Genomic DNA, 16,802 nt, shown 5'->3' on the forward strand with positions numbered 1-16,802 from the left:
ATAGGGGATATAGATCGGTTATGGACAAAGTCGTAGGACAAAAGCGCCCAGGTGCACATCTTTACCAGCCCATTGATCCCTTCGATCAACGGATGCTGGATGTGGGAGACGGGCACCGGATCTATGTCGAACAATGCGGTAATCCCGATGGGGTGCCCGTTGTTGTCCTGCACGGGGGTCCTGGTGGCGGGTGCAGCCCCGCGATGCGCCGGTATTTCGACCCGAATATCTTTCGGGTGATCCTGTTCGATCAGCGCGGTTGTGGCCGGTCACGGCCCCATGCCAGCGTTCAGGCCAATACGACCTGGCATCTGGTGGCGGATATCGAACTGATCCGCAAAACGCTGGGCATCGATCGCTGGATCGTGTTTGGCGGGTCATGGGGGGCGACGATGGCCCTGATCTATGCCCAAGCCCATCCCGACCGGGCTGCGGCGCTGACCCTGCGCGGCGTATTCCTGATGACCCAGCCGGAACTGGATTGGTTCTATGGTGGCGGCGCGGGCAAATTCTGGCCGGAATTGTGGGAAAGCTTTGCCAGTCTCATCCCGAAAGACGAGCAGGATAACTTTATCGCGGCCTATCACAGGCGGCTGTTCTCTGGCGATCTACCGCAAGAGACGCGCTATGCACGCGCCTGGGCATCATGGGAAAACGCGCTGGCCTCTATCGACAGCGACGGGATCACAGGGGAAAGCCCTGCCGATTACGCCCGCGCCTTTGCACGGCTGGAAAACCACTACTTCTACAATGCCGGGTTCCTGTCAGGGGATCAGCAAATCCTGAACCCGGCCCAGATGGACAAGATTGCTGACATCCCGGGCGTCATCGTGCAAGGGCGGTACGATATGATCTGCCCACCGATTTCGGCACACCGGCTGGCGCAGATGTGGCCCAAGTCGCGGTTGACCTTGATCGGTCGGGCAGGCCATGCTTTGTCCGAACCGGGGATCAGCGCGGAACTGGTGCGCACGATGGATATGATGGGTGCCCAGCGCGGAACGCTCGGGCTTTAGGGTTTACAGGTGAAAACCAGCCGCTAAAGTTCATCAAGACTAACGGGGAACAAAAGCTTTTGGGCAATGTCCTGACGATTATCCTGCAACGCCTGCTATTGGGTGTGCTGACCTTGCTCATTGTCTCGGTTGTGATTTTTACGGCGGTAAATCTGCTGCCTGGCGATTTCGCACAGAATATCCTTGGCCAGGGGGCCACGCCTGATGCGGTGGCGTCAATCCGGCGTGACCTGGGGCTCGATCAGCCGCCGATCACGCGGTATTTCGACTGGCTGGGTGGCGTGCTGCGCGGCGATCTCGGCACCAGCTTTGCACAGGCGAATTTCGCAAGCTTTACCGGCACCGACTCGGGCGCAACAACCGTCGCCGCCCAGATCGCGCCCCGCTTTGCCAACACGATGTTTCTGGCCATGGTGACGGCGGCCATTGCGGTGCCGTTTTCGATCATCCTTGGTATTTTGGCAGCGCTGTATCGCAATACTGTCTTTGACCGCGCAACCAACATCTTCACGCTGTCGTCGATTTCCAGCCCAGAGTTCTTCCTCGCGTATATCCTGATCCTGTTTCTTGCAGTCTTGAACCCGATTTTCCCATCGCTTTCGAATATCTTTGAGGGGATGGCCTTCAGTGAACGACTAGAAAAGTCGATGCTGCCGGCATTAACCCTGACCCTGGTGGTCACCGCCCACATGATGCGGATGACCCGCGCGGCCATCATCAACCTGTTAGCCTCACCCTACATTGAAATGGCGCGGCTCAAGGGCCTGTCGCCGATGCGGGTGATTGTAAAGCACGCCCTGCCCAACGCGCTGGCGCCGATTATCAACGTGATTGCGCTGAACCTTGCCTATCTGATCACCGGTGTTGTGGTGGTCGAAGTGGTGTTCGTCTACCCGGGCATTGGCCAGCTCTTCGTCGATAGCGTGAAAATCCGCGATATCCCGGTCGTTCAGGCCTGCTGCCTGATCTTCGCCGCGGCCTATATCCTTTTGAACCTGACGGCTGACATTCTGTCGATCCTGTCCAATCCGCGTTTGAGGCATCCGAAATGATTATCTGGATCCTAGCCACTTTGGTCGGCATGGGGGCAGTGGCCTGGGGCTTCCGCTTTGCCGGGCAGGCCGCGACTGGCAATGCGCCGAAATTCCGCGATATGCCTTTTGGCGTTGCCTATGGCTATGTTCTTGGTGCTGTTGTCCTGCTGTGGTTGGGCTGGGCCTATCTGCAGGGGCGCAGCGCGGATCCGCTGGTCGCCAACAAGTTCTTTTTCCTTCGCATCGCAATCGAAGGTTTCATTATCTTCGCCATCGCCGCATGGCTCTTCCGCATCCTTGGCCGGTCGGTCGGCACCGCTTGGACCAAGAAGATGTTCCGCTCCATGCCGCTGACCGCCTCTTTCGGCATCCTGACGATCCTGATCTACGCCATCCTGGCGATTTTTGCGCCCGCCATCGCCCCCTATGGACAGGAACAGATCATCCCGGGCGTTGCTGCGAACATCACCCCCGGCGGTGATCCTGCGCTGGGCGGCAGCCCCGATTTCCCGCTTGGCACCGACCAGATCGGGCGCGATATCCTCAGCCGCCTGATCTATGGGGCCCAGAACACCGTTGGCATCGCCTTTGCCACGACACTGCTGGCCTTCCTGCTGGGCGGCACATTCGGGTTTCTGGCGGCCACATTGGGCGGTTGGCTTGATCAAGTCCTGTCGCGCTTTGTCGACGTTCTTATGGCCATCCCATCGCTGATCTTTGCGCTGCTCCTGATGACCATCGCCAGCGTCTGGGCGCCCGAACTGGGCATACCACTCACGGTCTTCATGGTCCTGATCATCGCCGTTATCGACAGCACGCGTGTCTACCGGCTGGCACGGGCGGTCGGGCAGAATATCGTGGTGATGGACTATATCGAGGCGGCCAAGCTGCGGGGCGAAGGTCTGGGTTACCTCGTCTTCAAGGAAATTCTGCCCAACGCCACGGCCCCCCTGCTGGCCGAATTCGGGCTGCGCTTCTGCTTTGTCTTCCTGACCATCGCGGCGCTGTCCTTCCTTGGCGTCGGCATTCAGCCACCACTGGCTGACTGGGGCACCATGGTGCGCGATCTGGGCGGTTTCGTAAACTACGCGCAATTCGCGCCGATGGCCGCCACCGCACCACTGCTCGCTGCCGGGGCGATCGCTTTGCTAACCGTTGCGGTCAACTTTGTCGTCGACTGGATGCTGCACAAATCATCGGGCCTAAAAGAATGAGCGACGAAACCCCCCTCGTCAAAATGCGCGGCGTCAAGCTTGAAGGCCGTAGCGATGAAACTTGGAACCCGATCATCAATGGGGTTGACCTGACCCTTGCTCGGGGCGAGGTGCTGGGCCTGATCGGTGAATCCGGGGCTGGCAAATCCACCCTTGGGCTGGCCGCCATGGGCTATACCCGCGACGGCGTGCGGATCAGCGAAGGCACCGTAGAATTTGACGGGATCGACCTGTTGACCGCATCAGCGGCAACCAAGCGGGAACTGCTGGGCAAACGCATCGCCTATGTGGCGCAATCCGCCGCCGCCAGCTTCAACCCGGCCCACAAGTTGATGGATCAGCATGTGGAAGGGCCCGTGCAGCACGGCGTCATGGGTCGGGGCGAAAGTGAGACGGACGGAATCGAGCTTTACCGCAAGCTGCGCCTGCCTAACCCGGAGGAGATCGGTTTCCGCTATCCGCATCAGGTCTCCGGCGGGCAATTGCAGCGGGCGATGACGGCAATGGCCATGTCCTGCCGCCCCGATCTGATTATCTTTGACGAACCGACAACCGCGCTCGACGTGACCACGCAGATCGAGGTTCTCGCCTCGATCCGGGATATTGTCGAACAGTTCAATACGGCGGCGATTTACATCACCCATGATCTGGCGGTCGTGGCCCAGATGGCCGACCGCATCAAGGTACTGCTGAAAGGGGATGAGGTCGAAACCGCCGACACCCGCACCATGCTGGCCGCCCCGACGCAGGACTACACCAAATCGCTCTGGGCCGTGCGCAGCTTTGAACGGCCACGTAAACCCGACGTCATCACCGGATCAACCCCGGTGGTGAGCGTGCAGAATGTGGATGCGGCCTATGGCAAGGTTCCCGTACTGTACGACGTCAGTTTCGACATGCATGCAGGCCGAACCGTGGCCGTGGTCGGCGAAAGCGGATCGGGCAAATCGACCACCGCCCGCTGTATTACAGGGCTGTTGCCGCCGACGGCAGGGCAGATCCTGCTCGATGGCGAGGTGCTGCCACCTGATTATCGCAAACGGTCCAAGGATCAGCTGCGTCAGGTCCAGATGATTTACCAAATGGCCGATACGGCCCTGAACCCACGCATGTCCATCGGCCAGATCATCGCGCGGCCCGTGCAGTTCTATCTGGGCCTAACGGGCGGCGCAAAACGTAAACGGGTCGATGCGCTGCTGGAACAGATCGAACTGGAACCGACAGAATACTACAACCGGCTACCGTCCGAACTTTCGGGCGGGCAGAAACAGCGGATCGGCATCGCTCGGGCACTGGCGGCGGAACCGAAATTCATCATCTGTGATGAGGTCACATCGGCCTTGGACCAACTGGTCGCCGAAGGTATCCTGCGACTCCTCGCCAAATTGCAGGATGACCTGTCGCTGACCTATATGTTCATCACCCATGACCTTGCCACCGTGAAAGCGATTTCGGATGAGGTGGTGGTGATGAAGGATGGCCGCGTGGTCGAACAGGGGCCAAAGGATGACATGTTCAAACCGCCTCACCACGCCTATACCGACCTTTTGCTGTCGTCGGTTCCTGAAATGGACCCCGACTGGCTGACCAATCTGCTGGCGGAACGCGGAGTTGATAACATCGGCGATGCCGCAGTTGATAAGATGTAATGCGAATCAGGTGCCCTGACGGGTGCGGATAAAACGAACCAGGGAGAACAATCATGAATGGAATTAGTAGACGCGGGCTGCTCAAGACAGGGGCCGCCGCCGGTGTTCTAAGCCTTTCGGGCATGCCGCTGCGCGCGCAGACCCGTGGCGGGAAATTGACTGCGGGCCTCAGCGGTGCAAACACGACAGACAGTTGGGATGGCCGGACCCATTCCGATCTTTTCATGATTGCGTCTGCACAAGGTACCGTGTTCGACAGTCTGACCGAAATTGCCGCTGATGGATCGCTCAAGGGCGAATTGGCCGAAAGCTGGGAGGCATCCGCCGACGCCAAAACCTGGACATTCAACCTGCGCCAGGGCGTGACTTTCCACAATGGCAAGCCCTTCGGTGCGGATGACGTGATTGAATCACTCCAGATGCACCTCGGTGAAGAATCCAAATCAGCGGCCAAGCCAATCGTCGAAGCCATCACCGAGATGACGAAGATCACCGATCATCAAGTCCAGTTCACCTTGGCTGCCGGCAACGCGGATTTCCCTTATCTGATGTCGGACTATCACATCCTGATTTTCCCCGCCGGACAGATCGAGGAAGGCATCGCCAAAGGGATCGGCACAGGCCTCTATCAGGTCCAGGCATTCGATCCCGGTGTGCGCATGGTCGCTACCCGCTACGCCGACCACTACAAGGGCGACAGCGCCGGCTTCTTTGATGAGATCGAATATATCGCCATCAACGACAACACCGCCCGGATGAATGCGCTGATGACCGGGCAGGTCGACGCGATCAACCGGATCGACTTCAAAACCGAGGCCTTGCTGCGGGCGAACCCCGCCCTGCGCATTCAGGAAGTGACCGGCAACCAGCATTACAGCTTCCCGATGCTGACCAAGACGGCGCCGTTTGACGATGTGAATGTGCGCCAGGCCCTGAAATACGGCATCAACCGGCAGGAAATGGTCGACAAGATCCTGCTGGGCCATGGTCAGGTCGGGAACGACACGCCCATCGGCCCCGCAAACCAGTACTATGCCGGTGATATGGAACAACTGGCCTACGATCCCGACAAGGCCAAATTCCACCTGCAACAGGCCGGGCTGGACAGCATCAATATCGACCTGTCCGCCTCGAATGCCGCCTTTGAAGGGGCCGTTGATGCGGCTCAGCTGTTCCAAGCCTCTGCAGCGGCAGGTGGCATCAACATCAATGTCGTACAGGAACCGTCAGACGGCTACTGGTCCAATGTCTGGCTGAAAAAACCATTCTGCGCCTGCTACTGGTCCGGTCGCGCAACCGAAGACTGGATGTTCTCGACCGCCTACGAGGCTGGCGTGCCTTGGAACGACAGCCAGTGGGATCACCCACGGTTCCAGGAATTGCTGCTGACGGCCCGCGCCGAACTCGACAGCGACAAGCGCCGCGAACAGTACGGCGAAATGCAGCAGATCCTGCGCGACGAAGGCGGTGTGTTGATCCCGATGTTCGCCAACTATGTGCAAGCGGTGAACAACCGGATTGCAACGCCGGACACGGTGGGCAACCTCTGGCAGATGGATAACGGGCGCATGGCCGAACGGTGGTCTATCGCCTGATCCTCTGGCAGGGTCTGATTTTTCGAAACGCCCCGCCAATCGGTGGGGCGTTTGTCAATTTACCGGTCTCAAACGAGATTTTTTGAATGAAATTTTGGCGATTTATTTGTCTTAACGTGCTAAACCCTTGGAAAATAATGGTTTCCTTACTATTTTCCGACAAGACCTAACATCTCCAGATAACGAATTGTTCAACAGAGGTTCACGCAGAATGCTGTAAGTATTCTGATATTGTGATGTTTTGGATGTCAGGGCGACAATCTGCCTTCCACAGATGGCAGGACCGAGCTCTATCAAACAGCCCTGGGTTTCCGACTCCTCTTTTGTGTCTTAGTGAACGAGTGGACTGAGGTATCAGTAGTGGTTACGCAAACACCCCGCCAAACGGCGGGGTGTTTTGTTTTCAGGGTTTCGGGCGCGTAAACTAAAAGCCTCAATACTTTGACAGCAGATTTCCGCCGGTCGCGGTGCGGCTGTTCATCTTCGCGCATTAACACCCATCCAGAAAATCCCATGTTTTACAAACTGTTATGAAGATCTGACGCGGAACTCCAACATAACAAGCAGTTCATGCGTCATTCACAGCACCGCTGATACGCCTGAATGGTCGAATTAACGGGAAAGGTACAAACATGACCTCGATTCTCAACACGCTTCTCAAGACCAGCGCTGTTGCGCTCATTCTTTCTACGACCGCTGCAACGGTGACATTCATGTCGACCACTCAGGCTCACGCCGAACGCGGCAAAGGGAATGGCAATGGTAACGGGCGCGGCAATGGTGGCCGGGATCGCACTGAAAGCCGCGGAAATCAGCATGCCAATGCGAACGGCAACGGGCGCGGTAACGGCAACGGACGCGGCGCGCTCGCCCGCGAACTTGGCAGCCTGAACGCGGCACACGCCAACCCTAACGCGCTGCGCAACGCCTCGCCCAACAGCATGCCAGGCAAACTTTACGCCTATCAACAGGCGCGCGGCGACTTTGCGGATGTCGTTGCCGTTCAGGATGAAGCCTACGCCGAATACCAGCGCCTCATCGGCCTCAGCGAAGAAGAAATCACCGCAGAATTTCCCGAAGGCGGATATGAAGACGCAGTGACAACCGCCGCCGATGAATATCAGGCGGCACGGGACGATGCGTTGGACGCGCAGGCGGAAACCCAAGAAGTCCTCGCCGCTCTGACTGGCGGGTCAGATCTGTCGCCCGCTGCGCTGGCCGAACTCAACCGTTTACTTGGGCTTTAAAGCAGCGATCCTGACCAGAGGATCATGGTCGTAGTCCACTGACGTCCATGGTCCAGGACCGGCCCTTTGCGAGGCCGGTCCTGATGTTATCTACATCCCCGATGACACCCTGCGCAGGCGTCATGAAATCATGCCCCTTGCAGACTCAGTCCACTCTGCGTATATCACCATCAATAGCGGCGTTTTGGCTTCCACCCCCAAGGCTCCACCGGGAAATATCGACGGGCCGCGCGCCCGTTTTTTTGTGCCGCAATGGCGGATTTGACCATGACGAATGACCTGATTGCAAAGGCGGCGATTGACCGTCGTGTAGCGGAAATCGTGACCCCTGTCGTCGAAGACATGGGGTTCGAAGTCGTGCGCGTCCGCCTGATGAGCGGCAAGGAAACGATCCTGCAAATCATGGTGCAGCGCCCCGATGGCCAGATCGAGGTGGATGAATGCGGCCAGATCTCGACCGCCCTCAGCGCTGTGCTGGACGTGGAAGACCCGATTGTCGATGTCTACAACCTCGAGGTCTCAAGCCCCGGGATCGACCGTCCTCTGACCCGGCTCAAGGATTTTGACCAGTGGGAAGGGTTCGAAGCCAAGATCGAAACCGAACAACTGATCGACGGCCGCCGCCGGTTCAAGGGGCCGCTGGCGGGCACCGAAGGCGACGAGGTGTTGATCACGATCGAGGAAGGCACGATCGGGCTGAAGTTCGACTGGCTGTCCGACGCCAAGCTGGTCCTGACAGATGAACTGATCCGCGACGTACTGCGCGGACGCAAGGATGCGGGTCAGATAGACGAGACCCAATTTGATGAAATCGAAACGATAATTGAAGGTGAGGAGAACACCTGATGGCAATCACATCAGCCAACCAGCTCGAGCTTCTGCAAACAGCAGAGGCCGTGGCCCGCGAAAAGATGATCGACCCCAATCTGGTGGTCGAAGCGATGGAAGAATCGCTCGCCCGTGCGGCGAAATCCCGTTACGGGGCCGAAATGGACATTCGCGTGTCCATCGACCGCAAGACCGGCAAGGCGACATTCACCCGCGTCCGCACCGTGGTCGAGGATGAAGAGCTGGAAAACTATCAGGCTGAATTCACTGTCGAACAAGCCAAGCAATACATGGAAGACCCCGAGGTCGGCCAACAGTTGATCGAAGAGGTACCACCCGTCGAACTGGGCCGGATCGCGGCGCAATCGGCCAAGCAGGTGATCCTGCAAAAGGTCCGCGAAGCCGAGCGTGACAAGCAATACGAAGAATTCAAGGATCGCGCCGGCACGATCATCAACGCGCTGGTCAAGCGCGAGGAATACGGCAACGTTATCGTCGATGTGGGCGCTGGCGAGGCGATCCTGCGCCGCAATGAAAAGATCGGTCGCGAGGCATACCGCCCCAACGACCGTATCCGCTGCTACATCAAGGAAGTGCGCCGCGAACAGCGCGGCCCGCAGATTTTCCTGTCGCGCACAGCGCCGGAATTCATGGCCGAACTCTTTAAGATGGAAGTGCCTGAAATCTACGAAGGCATTATCGAGATCAAGGCGGTCGCCCGTGACCCCGGTTCTCGCGCCAAGATCGCCGTCATCAGCTATGATAACTCAATTGATCCTGTCGGTGCCTGTGTCGGTATGCGCGGTTCCCGCGTGCAGGCCGTCGTGAACGAATTGCAGGGCGAAAAGATCGACATCATCCCATGGAATGAGGACATGCCGACCTTCCTGGTCAACGCATTGCAGCCTGCCGAGGTCAGCAAGGTCGTTCTGGACGAGGAAGCCGGCAAGATCGAAGTCGTCGTGCCCGAGGAACAGCTTTCGCTCGCCATCGGGCGGCGCGGTCAGAACGTGCGTCTGGCCAGCCAGCTCACCGGCCTCGACATCGACATCATGACCGAGGAAGAAGAATCCAAGCGGCGTCAGGCTGAATTCGAGCAGCGGACAAAATTGTTCATGGATACCCTTGATCTGGACGAATTCTTTGCCCAACTACTGGTGTCCGAAGGCTTCACAAATCTAGAAGAAGTCGCCTATGTCGAAATTGACGAACTTCTGGTGATCGAAGGCGTCGATGAAGACACTGCCGGTGAATTGCAGGCGCGTGCCCGTGATTACCTCGAAGAACAGGCCAAAAAGGCGATGGAAGCCGCCCGTGCGTTGGGTGTCGAAGACAGCCTTGCCAATTTTGAAGGGCTGACACCGCAAATGCTCGAGGCGCTGGGCAAGGATGGCGTGAAAACGCTGGAAGACTTCGCCACCTGTGCTGACTGGGAACTGGCTGGCGGCTGGACGACGGTGGATGGCGAACGGGTCAAGGACGATGGCGTGCTGGAACCGTTCGATGTGTCGCTTGAAGAAGCACAGAACATGGTCATGACCGCGCGCGTCATGCTGGGCTGGGTCGACCCGGCCGAGCTTGAGGCAGACGCCGAAGAAGAAGAGACAGAAGAGGAGGCGGAGGCCTGATTTCAGGTCTCCGGTGGGGCAACAGATGGCGCGGGGCGGCCATAACAAGGATCGGGACGATGCTGAACGCAAATGCATCGTCACCGGTGAGGTGCAGCCAAAGGCTGGACTGATCCGCTTTGTAGTGGGCCCCGACAATCAGGTTGTACCTGATATTTTGGGTAAGTTACCGGGACGTGGTATATATGTAACCGCCGACCGCAAGGCGCTGGAAGACGCCCGCAAAGGCCAGTTTTCCAGATCGGCCAAGCAAGCGGTCACCGTGCCCGATGGTCTGGTTGATGAGGTGGAACGCCAATTGGCGCGCCGGGTCGTGGATCTGATCGCGTTGGCCCGCAAGGCCGGCCTTGCCGTCTGCGGGTTTGAAAAGGTAAAGGGCTGGCTTGCCGGTGGTGAACGGGTCCGCGTTCTTGTTCAGGCCTCTGACGGGTCCGAACGCGGGAAAACGAAATTATGGACGCCCGAAGGGGCCCGCTATTTCGGGTGCCTCACGTCAACCGAATTGGGTTTGGCATTTGGGCGGCAAACTGTGATACATGGCGCGCTTGCCACTGGTGGACTCAGCAATCGTGTTGTAGAGGAAGCCACAAAGCTACGTGGTCTGCGCGAAGTGAACGGTGGTGATACGGCCGCCGGGAAGGATAAAGAAGCTAGATGAGCGATAACGACGGTAAAAAGACACTCGGCCTGGGTGGTTCGCGTCCAAGCAACGTGAAGCAAAGCTTTAGCCATGGGCGGACCAAGAATGTGGTGGTGGAAACCAAGCGCAAGCGCGTTGTGGTGCCCAAGCCCGGTGCGGCCAAGCCGACAGCAAAACCCACAGGTCCGATTGGCGGTGATCCGTCGAAACGTCCGGCAGGCATTTCGGATGTCGAACTCGAACGCCGGATGAAGGCGCTTGCCAACGCCAAGGCACGCGAGGCTGAAGAAACAGCCAAACGCGAAGCCGAGGAAAAGGAACGCGCCGCCGAACGCGAGGCACGCCGTGCTGAGATTGAGGCCAAGGAAGCCGAAGACAAGGCACGTGAAGAACGTGCCAAAGCCAAGGCTGACGAAGAAGAACGCAAGCGTGAAGAGGCCGCAAAGGCTAAAGCCGTCGCCGATGCCCCACCCGCCGCTGCTTCCGTGCCGGGCGAGACTGCGGTCTCGCGTCCAACAGCCGCGCCGCGCAAGACGGACCGTGGCAGCGACGACCGCGACAAGGGTGGCAAGTCCAAGCCGGGTCGCGGTGGCGACGATGGCCGCCGGTCCGGCAAGCTGACACTGAACGATGCGCTGACCGGTCGCGAAGGCGGACGCCAGCGATCCATGGCCGCAATGAAACGCAAGCAGGACCGTGCCCGCGCCAAGGCGATGGGCGGATCTGTCGAGCGTGAAAAGATCTTCCGCGATGTGGCCCTGCCAGAGGCGATTACCGTCTCGGAACTGGCCAACCGGATGACCGAACGTGTGGCTGATGTGGTCAAGGCCCTTATGAATAACGGGATCATGGCGACCCAGAACCAGACGATCGACGCGGACACCGCCGAACTGATCATCGAAGAATTCGGGCACAAGGTCGTGCGCGTCTCTGACGCCGACGTCGAAGACGTCATTCAAGCCGTCGAAGACAAACCCGAAGACCTCAAATCACGCCCACCGATCATCACGATCATGGGCCATGTCGACCACGGCAAGACATCGCTGCTTGACGCGATCCGCAACGCCAAGGTTGTCGCGGGCGAGGCTGGCGGGATCACCCAGCATATCGGTGCCTATCAGGTGACAACCGATAGCGGTGCGGTGCTGTCATTCCTCGACACACCCGGCCACGCCGCGTTTACATCCATGCGTTCGCGCGGGGCACAAGTGACAGATATCGTCGTACTTGTGGTCGCTGCTGATGACGCCGTGATGCCCCAGACGATCGAGGCGATCAACCACGCCAAGGCCGCCAACGTGCCGATGATCGTGGCGATCAACAAGATCGACAAGCCATCTGCGAACCCCGACAAGGTGCGTACCGATCTGCTCCAGCACGAGGTCATCGTCGAAAAGATGTCCGGCGAAGTGCAGGACGTCGAAGTTTCGGCAATCACCGGTCAGGGCCTCGACAATCTGCTCGAAGCCATCGCGCTGCAGGCCGAAATCCTTGAATTGAAAGCCAACCCAGACCGCGCCGCCGAAGGTGCCGTGATCGAGGCGCAGCTTGACGTGGGTCGCGGGCCCGTGGCGACCGTTCTGATCCAGAACGGCACGCTGCATCAGGGTGACATCTTCGTTGTCGGCGAACAGTACGGCAAGGTCCGCGCGCTGATCAACGACAAGGGTGAGCGGGTTCAGGAAGCAGGCCCTGCCGTTCCGGTCGAAGTGCTTGGTCTGAATGGCACGCCAGAAGCAGGCGACGTTCTTAACGTGGTCGAAACCGATGCGCAGGCGCGTGAAATCGCCGAATATCGTGAAAAAGCGGCCAAGGAAAAACGTGCGGCTGCCGGTGCGGCAACCACGCTTGAACAGCTGATGGCCAACGCCAAGGAAAACGAAAACGTCAGCGAACTGCCCATCGTGGTCAAGGCCGACGTGCAGGGTTCTGCCGAAGCAATCGTGCAGGCGATGGAAAAAATCGGCAACGAAGAGGTGCGCGTGCGCGTCCTGCATTCCGGCGTGGGCGCCATCACCGAAACCGATATCGGCCTGGCCGAAGCATCGGGTGCGCCTGTCTTTGGCTTCAACGTGCGTGCGAACGCGACAGCACGGAACACGGCCAACCAGAAGGGCGTCGAAATCCGGTACTATTCGGTGATCTACGACCTAGTGGACGACGTGAAAAAAGCGGCCTCCGGCCTGCTCTCGGCTGAGATCAAGGAAAAGTTCATCGGCTACGCCTCCATCAAAGAGGTCTTCAAGGTCTCCAACGTGGGCAAGGTCGCCGGCTGTATCGTCACCGAAGGTGTGGCGCGCCGCTCTGCCGGTGTGCGTCTACTGCGCGATAACGTCGTGATCCACGAAGGCACGCTGAAAACCCTGAAACGCTTCAAGGACGAAGTGCCAGAGGTCCAGTCCGGTCAGGAATGCGGCATGGCCTTCGAAAACTACGAAGATATCCGGCCCGATGACGTGATCGAAATCTTCGAGCGGGAAGAGGTCGAACGTAACCTTTGATCCGGTCAAACAGACATTGAAAAAGGGGCGGTCCTGCAGGGCCGCCCTTTTCGTTTGTGATTGAAAGACGCGAAATACATATGGATATCCATCGTCATGCGTGATGAACCGGCAAAGATCGGTTAAACTGCTGATCACGGCACCCGTCAAACCATAAGTGAGAGCATCATGAGATTTTCCGCCGTCCTGCCCGTCGCGCTGTCATTGGCTGCGATACCAGCTTTGGCCCTTGCGCAAGACGCTGATTATTCGGGGCTGGGGCAAACCTACCAGCTTGGCCAGAACCGCGACTATACCGACGTTGTACGCGGGTTAGAGGCGGTGGATTATCAGATCGAAGATGTCACCACGACCACGCTCGGGCGTACCCGTATCACGGCCAACAACGGGGAACACTGGCGCGAGGTGATTGTCAGCCAGACCACGGGCGAGGTGCTGTCGGACATGATCATGGACACCCAACCTGACGCGGACGCCATCGCACTGCAATCCGCGCTGGATGCGGCCAGTGATCCGCGCCCGGAAAATGGGGAATCCGGGATCGAATTCAGTGGCTCCCTGACATTCGGCTTCAATAACAAATCCGGCCATTCTGCCAGTGGCAGTGTCACGGCGCGACGGGAAAACATAGGCGGGTCCGGCATCACCGGATCAATCAGCTATGGCAGAAACAACTAAGCAGATCTGAGCTTGTGCGCCTGCAGCTCAACTCGACCGCAAAACCTTAACGCCGCATTTACGTTTACACCGCACGCGGCCTTAATCCCGCAAAATCGCTGATAGGGGTCCGACGCAAGTCCGACGTTTTGCCGACGCGATGCCGACCGCCCAAATTGACGAAAACACCAGTATTAACGAATGATTCGTGGATTCCGACCAAATCACCGCGCGGTACCCCCTACGCAACACCACCGAACGTTGCGCGGCGGCCTATAACCAGTCGCGCAAAATCGGGATCAGCGGGATGTCTGCCGCAGGCATCGGATAATCCCGCAGCTCATGTGCGCGCACCCATTTCAGAGCCTGTCCTTCCCGTGATTGCGGCGCGCCTTCCCACTTGCGGCAGGCGAAAAGCGGCATCAGCAGATGAAAATCATCATATGAATGGCTCGCAAATGTCAGCGGGGCCAAGCAGGATGCCCAGGTGTCGATCCCCAGTTCTTCATGCAATTCGCGGATCAAAGCCGCCTCCGGCGTCTCTCCCGCTTCGACCTTGCCGCCAGGAAACTCCCACAGGCCCGCCATGGATTTGCCTTTCGGGCGTTGGCCCAGCAGCACACGACCATCCACGTCAATCAGCGCGACCGCCGAAACAAGAACTGTCTTCACGACCGATAATCCGCGTTAATGCTGATATATCCGTGGGTTAGATCACAGGTCCAGACGGTGCTGGCGCCATCGCCAATACCCATATCAACGCCGATGACCAGTTCATCGTTCTTCATATAAGCCGCTGCGGCCTCTTCAGAATAATCCGGTGCGCGCCAACCATTTTCGGCGACAGTGATATCGCCAAAGCGGATCGACAGCGTATCCCGATCCGCCGCCGCGCCTGACTTACCGACCGCCATGACCACGCGACCCCAATTGGCGTCCTCGCCCGCGATGGCGGTTTTGACTAGTGGCGAATTTGCGACTGAAAGCGCGACTTTACGGGCATCATCATCATTTGCAGCACCCGTGACGCCGACGGTCACGAACTTACTGGCCCCTTCACCATCGCGGACAACCTGATGCGCCAAGTCCAGCATGACCCGATGCAGGGCTTCGGAAAATGCAGCGTTTCCAGTAACATCGACCCCAGACGCCCCGGTTGCGCCCATGATCAGCGTATCGGATGTCGAAGTATCACTATCGACCGTGATGCAGTTGAAGGTCTTGTCATTCCACTCCGAAACCAGCGCTTGCAGATCATCCTGCGCGATCAGCGCATCGGTAAAGATATAGACCAGCATCGTCGCCATGTCGGGTGCGATCATGCCCGAACCCTTTGCAATTCCTGCAATTTTTACCGACTTGCCGCTGATATCGACCGTCGCGGTCGCACCCTTTGGAAAGGTATCGGTGGTCATGATCGCACGCGCGGCATCAGTGATCGACGTCGCCGATTGCGCGTCATAAAGGTCTGACAGCTTTGCGGTAATCCGTTCAAAAGGCAGTGGTTCGCCGATCACGCCAGTCGAAGCGGTGAAAACCCGTTTGGCGTCCACGCCAGTAACCTCAGCCACGGCAGAGGTCAGCGCGGCAACCGCATCACTCCCGTTCTTACCGGTGAAGGCATTTGAATTGCCAGAATTTACCAAAATGGCCGCAGGTCCCGATGGATCAGCGCCCAGTTTTGCCTGGCAATCCAGCACCGGCGCTGATCGCGTTGCGGAGCGTGTGAATACCCCAGCAACGGCGCTGCCCGGCGCAAGAAGCGCCAGCATGACATCCGCGCGACCCTTGTATTTTACGCCAGCAGAGGCTGCAGCGAAGGTAACCCCATCAATAACCGGCAGGTCAGGGAATGCGGCCGGGGCAAGTGGTGATATCGCCATTGGCGCTTACTCAATCAGCTCAAGACGGTCGATGATATTGGGGTCGAAATCGCCGGTCGCCGGTTTGACAACCTCCTGCGCTGCCGCCAGTTCATCCAGACGCGCGGTAATCGCAGCCTCCTGAATGTCGTTGGCCAGCTGATTGCGCATCTGTTCCAGTGTCGGTTGCGGCTGAACCCGTGTTTCGTTCAGCGTTGCCACATGCCATCCGAATTGCGTTTCAAACGGATCCGAAACAGCGCCGACTTCAAGGTTGCTGATCACCTCCTCAAATTCGGGCACCATCGCGCCCGGCGCAAACCAGCCAAGATTTCCGCCGTTTGGCCCCGTCGGCCCCGTCGACACATCCCGCGCCACATCGGCAAAGGCGGCACCTTCATCCACCCGCGCCTTGGCGGCCAGCGCCTCTTCCTCGGTTGCGACCAGAAGGTGAGAGGCATTGAATTCATTGACCTCTTCCACATCCGCAAATGCAGCGTCATAGGCGGCCTGGATCGCCTCGTCGGTTACGGCTTCGGCTGAGATGGCATTGACCAATTCACCGGCCATCAGTGACCGGCGTTCGTTCTGCAACGTGTATTCGATCCCTGACGGGACCTCCTCCAGCGCGTCTGCCAAAAGCTGTTGTTGGATCAGCTGCTCAATCAGCCCGTCGAACAGTGCTTCGTTCGGGAACTGGCTGTATTGTTGGGGCAATTGGGCGCGCGCGATGATTAACTGGCCCACGGTAATTTCTGTATCGCCCACTTTGGCCACAACGGTGTCGCCCGTGATCTCGTCCTGCGCGGCAGTCTGTGTCGCAACGGACAGGGCCAGCACGGCGGACCCCAAAAGTGTAACATGTTTCAGCATTATACGATCCCTTGATAGCCGACGCGGGCGCGTGGCGTTGACACTGCATATCCGGCCC

The 16,802-nt window shown here is 58.5% G+C and carries 14 protein-coding genes; 11 read left to right on the plus strand and 3 right to left on the minus strand.

Features of this window, described 5'->3' with window-relative positions; translation table 11 throughout:
- The first annotated feature begins 20 nt into the window (after positions 1-20).
- From pip to ACFWW2_RS24450, 11 genes are all read left to right on the plus strand, one after another.
- Positions 21-1,016: a prolyl aminopeptidase gene (pip, locus tag ACFWW2_RS24400; protein ID WP_393932832.1), complete on the plus strand. Its 996-nt coding sequence runs from the start codon at positions 21-23 to the stop codon at positions 1,014-1,016.
- Positions 1,017-1,075: 59 nt separating this feature from the next.
- Positions 1,076-2,068, plus strand: a complete 993-nt coding sequence (locus tag ACFWW2_RS24405) for an ABC transporter permease (protein ID WP_393932834.1) — start codon at positions 1,076-1,078, stop codon at positions 2,066-2,068.
- Positions 2,068-3,264, plus strand: coding sequence for an ABC transporter permease (locus ACFWW2_RS24410; protein ID WP_393933154.1), 1,197 nt, complete (start codon positions 2,068-2,070; stop codon positions 3,262-3,264). The genes ACFWW2_RS24405 and ACFWW2_RS24410 overlap by 1 nt, the downstream gene beginning before the upstream one ends.
- Positions 3,261-4,913: an ABC transporter ATP-binding protein gene (locus ACFWW2_RS24415; RefSeq protein ID WP_393932836.1), complete on the plus strand. Its 1,653-nt coding sequence runs from the start codon at positions 3,261-3,263 to the stop codon at positions 4,911-4,913. Before ACFWW2_RS24410 ends, ACFWW2_RS24415 begins: the two co-directional genes overlap by 4 nt.
- Before the next feature lie 53 nt (positions 4,914-4,966).
- Positions 4,967-6,508 carry an ABC transporter substrate-binding protein gene (locus ACFWW2_RS24420; protein ID WP_393932838.1) on the plus strand — a complete coding sequence of 514 codons (1,542 nt, stop codon included), beginning with the start codon at positions 4,967-4,969 and terminating at the stop codon, positions 6,506-6,508.
- A 632-nt stretch (positions 6,509-7,140) separates the two neighbouring features.
- A complete protein-coding gene (locus ACFWW2_RS24425; RefSeq protein ID WP_393932840.1) occupies positions 7,141-7,755 on the plus strand; it encodes a hypothetical protein in 615 nt (204 codons plus the stop codon).
- A gap of 267 nt (positions 7,756-8,022) precedes the next feature.
- Positions 8,023-8,601 carry a ribosome maturation factor RimP gene (gene rimP, locus ACFWW2_RS24430; protein ID WP_393932842.1) on the plus strand — a complete coding sequence of 193 codons (579 nt, stop codon included), beginning with the start codon at positions 8,023-8,025 and terminating at the stop codon, positions 8,599-8,601.
- Positions 8,601-10,211, plus strand: a complete 1,611-nt coding sequence (gene nusA, locus ACFWW2_RS24435; RefSeq protein WP_393932844.1) for a transcription termination factor NusA — start codon at positions 8,601-8,603, stop codon at positions 10,209-10,211. The genes rimP and nusA overlap by 1 nt, the downstream gene beginning before the upstream one ends.
- A gap of 25 nt (positions 10,212-10,236) precedes the next feature.
- Entirely contained in the window at positions 10,237-10,869 is a 633-nt protein-coding gene (locus ACFWW2_RS24440) for an RNA-binding protein (protein WP_393932846.1), read from the plus strand.
- Positions 10,866-13,352, plus strand: coding sequence for a translation initiation factor IF-2 (gene infB / locus ACFWW2_RS24445; RefSeq protein WP_393932848.1), 2,487 nt, complete (start codon positions 10,866-10,868; stop codon positions 13,350-13,352). Before ACFWW2_RS24440 ends, infB begins: the two co-directional genes overlap by 4 nt.
- A 168-nt stretch (positions 13,353-13,520) precedes the next feature.
- Entirely contained in the window at positions 13,521-14,030 is a 510-nt protein-coding gene (locus ACFWW2_RS24450) for a hypothetical protein (RefSeq protein ID WP_393932850.1), read from the plus strand.
- Positions 14,031-14,282: 252 nt separating this feature from the next.
- On the opposite strand, the gene mutT is transcribed toward ACFWW2_RS24450, so the two are convergent.
- The 3 genes from mutT to ACFWW2_RS24465 are packed head-to-tail and all read right to left on the minus strand — an operon-like array spanning position 14,283 to position 16,744.
- Positions 14,283-14,681: an 8-oxo-dGTP diphosphatase MutT gene (gene mutT, locus ACFWW2_RS24455; RefSeq protein ID WP_393932852.1), complete on the minus strand. Its 399-nt coding sequence runs from the start codon at positions 14,679-14,681 to the stop codon at positions 14,283-14,285.
- Positions 14,678-15,892, minus strand: a complete 1,215-nt coding sequence (gene argJ / locus ACFWW2_RS24460) for a bifunctional glutamate N-acetyltransferase/amino-acid acetyltransferase ArgJ (protein WP_393932854.1) — start codon at positions 15,890-15,892, stop codon at positions 14,678-14,680. Before argJ ends, mutT begins: the two co-directional genes overlap by 4 nt.
- Positions 15,893-15,898: 6 nt before the next feature.
- Positions 15,899-16,744, minus strand: a complete 846-nt coding sequence (locus tag ACFWW2_RS24465) for a peptidylprolyl isomerase (RefSeq protein ID WP_393932856.1) — start codon at positions 16,742-16,744, stop codon at positions 15,899-15,901.
- Positions 16,745-16,802: the final 58 nt, after the last annotated feature.

This window comes from Yoonia sp. R2-816 (assembly GCF_046762905.1).
Taxonomy (GTDB): Bacteria; Pseudomonadota; Alphaproteobacteria; order Rhodobacterales; family Rhodobacteraceae; genus Yoonia.